3 protein-coding genes are annotated in these 2,151 nt (G+C 76.8%); 2 read left to right on the top strand and 1 reads right to left on the bottom strand.

Annotated features, from left to right (window positions below; genetic code table 11):
* Nucleotides 1–755: LysR family transcriptional regulator (locus E1283_RS35575; RefSeq protein ID WP_132822291.1), on the bottom strand; the 755-nt coding region annotated here is incomplete at its 3' end.
* A gap of 380 nt (nt 756–1,135) precedes the next feature.
* Here E1283_RS35575 and E1283_RS35570 point away from each other — a divergent pair.
* The gene (locus E1283_RS35570; RefSeq protein ID WP_132822290.1) at nt 1,136–1,864 is read left to right on the top strand and encodes an alpha/beta hydrolase; all 729 of its coding nucleotides are present in this window, start codon (nt 1,136–1,138) and stop codon (nt 1,862–1,864) included.
* On the top strand, nt 1,861–2,127 hold the full coding sequence (locus tag E1283_RS35565) for a hypothetical protein (protein WP_207930667.1): 267 nt from the start codon (nt 1,861–1,863) through the stop codon (nt 2,125–2,127). The genes E1283_RS35570 and E1283_RS35565 overlap by 4 nt, the downstream gene beginning before the upstream one ends.
* Nucleotides 2,128–2,151: the final 24 nt, after the last annotated feature.

The raw sequence follows: 2,151 nt of genomic DNA, 5'->3' as shown, positions 1-2,151 counted from the left end.
GTCGGGAGGTCGTCGCGTCGTTCCAGGCCGTCGGGGTGGGGGCCGACGGCCGCCAGCAGGGCGGCGCCGAGGCCGGCGCGTGTCGCGTCCAACACCCCGGCGAGGTAGCCCGCGTCGCATACCACCGCGGCGGGGATGCCGTGGTCGGACAGGACGCTCAGCGCCCGGTGCCGGATGGTGCACGGTTCCTGGACGGCGACCAGCGGTAGCGGCTCGGGGGGTGTCGGCGGGGCCCAGCCGGGGATCGTGTACCAGGCGAGCGGGAGGGCCCCGGCGGGCACGCCGGGTGTGGCGGCGGCTTCGGCCACGTAGACGGCGACGTCGACCGTGCCGCGGTCCACGGCCTCGACCAGTCGGGCGGAGCGGTCGATCCTGAACCGCACCTGGGCCTGGGGCCGTACGGCCCGCACCGCGTCGGCGAGCGCCGGGAGGATCTGGTCGGCGGCGTGTTCGGTGGAGCCGATGGTGACGGTCGTCTCGGCCGGGTCGGTGCCGCGGAGCCGTCGGACGGCGGCGTCGTGCACGCCGACGATCCGGCGGGCCTCCTCGATCAGCGCCTCGCCGTCGGGGGTGAACCGGGTGCGGCGGCCGTCCCGTTCGACGACCGGGCGGCCCAACGTCTTCTCCAGCCGCCTGACATGCTGGCTGACGGCGGACTGGCTCAGGGACAGGGCCCGCGCGGCACGGTGGAAGCCGCCGTGGTCCGCGATGGCGAGCAGGCTGCGCAACGCGACGATGTCCAGTACCGGTCCCATGTTCGAACGGTAGCAGCGATCGATCAGTGATCGTGATCGGTTTTGATGGCGAATCGTCGTTGGACGGATCGGGGCGGCGGCGGTCATTCTGGGGGCATGCCGCGTGCCACGCTCGGGGCGACCCATGAGTCGCGCCCCCTTGACGCCGAACGGCGGTCGGAGTCCCCGGCCCTGCCGCTCGGCGCGTTGCTGACGCAGCGCCGCGCGGTCGACTTCGGCCGCGTGTGCTCCGCGCGCTGTCGCCGCGGCTGAGGCACCCCGCTCTCCCCGCTTCCTCGCCTTCCCCTTTCTTCCGTCGTCTTCGCGCGCCGCCCCGCGCCCCGCCGTGGGCCGTGCCGGCGCGCGGCGCTGACGCCTGCCGTCACCGAATCGAGGCTCCGATGACCCACGCGATCCACAGCTGGGACGAACCCGCCGAACTCGCCGCACGCGGCACCGTGTTCGTGCTGCCGGGACGCGGTGAGCACGGGGGCGTGTACGAACGTCTCGGCCGCCGGCTGGCGTTCGACGCGTACCGGGTGCGTGCCCTGGACGACGTGGCCGGCGCGGCCGGGTCGCTGCCGGGGCTGCTCGCCGAAGCCGGGCCGGGCCCCCGGGTGCTGCTCGGGGCGGACGACGGTGCCCGGCGGGCGATCGCCCTCGTCGCCGACCGCGCCGTCGCGGTGGACGCGCTCGTGCTGGCCGGCCTGCCCACCGGGCGGGACACCGCGCCGGCGACCGGTGACTGGGAGTCGGAGCTGGACCTCCGCACCGCCTGCCCCACCCATCGCGGCCGCCTCACCGCCGACCCGGCCTTCCGGCGCGGCGCCCTGGTGGACGGGCCGCTCGACGCCCCGCCCGCGCTCGACCGGGTGACCGTGCCCGTGCTCGCGCTGCACGGCGCCGACGACACCGTCAGCCCGCTCTCCGACGCCCGCCGCGTCTACAGCGGGTTTCCCGGGGTGCACCTGGTCGGTCTGACCGGCACCCGGCACGACGTGCTCAACGACGTGACGCACCGCACCGCGGCCGCCACCCTGGTGCTCTTCCTGGAGCGGCTGCGGCTGTCGCCCGACGTGCCGCCCATCGCGATCCCGGAGTCCGGCGACCGGCACGGGGTGGCGGCATGACCTCCACCGTCACCATCTCGGCCGCCGAGCCGCGCGCGGCCCTGGACTCCGCCGAGCGCTACCGCGGCGAGACGGAGCCGGTCGACCCGCGCGCCGGCCGCGTCCCGGGCGCGGTCGGCGCCCCCACCGGCGACAACCGCGACGCCGCCGGCGGTTTCCTGCCCGCCGTCGCGGGTGTCGACGCCGCCCTCCACCCCGGGTCCTGGTCCGCCTGGTCGGCCGACCCCGAACGCCCCGCCGCCACCGGGCCGCACCCCGGCTGACGCCGACCGCCGCCCGGCCCGCCC

The sequence above is a fragment of the Streptomyces hainanensis genome, assembly GCF_004348415.1.
In the GTDB taxonomy this organism is placed as follows: domain Bacteria; phylum Actinomycetota; class Actinomycetes; order Streptomycetales; family Streptomycetaceae; genus Streptomyces; species Streptomyces hainanensis.
This window is presented reverse-complemented; position numbering and strand designations above follow the sequence as displayed.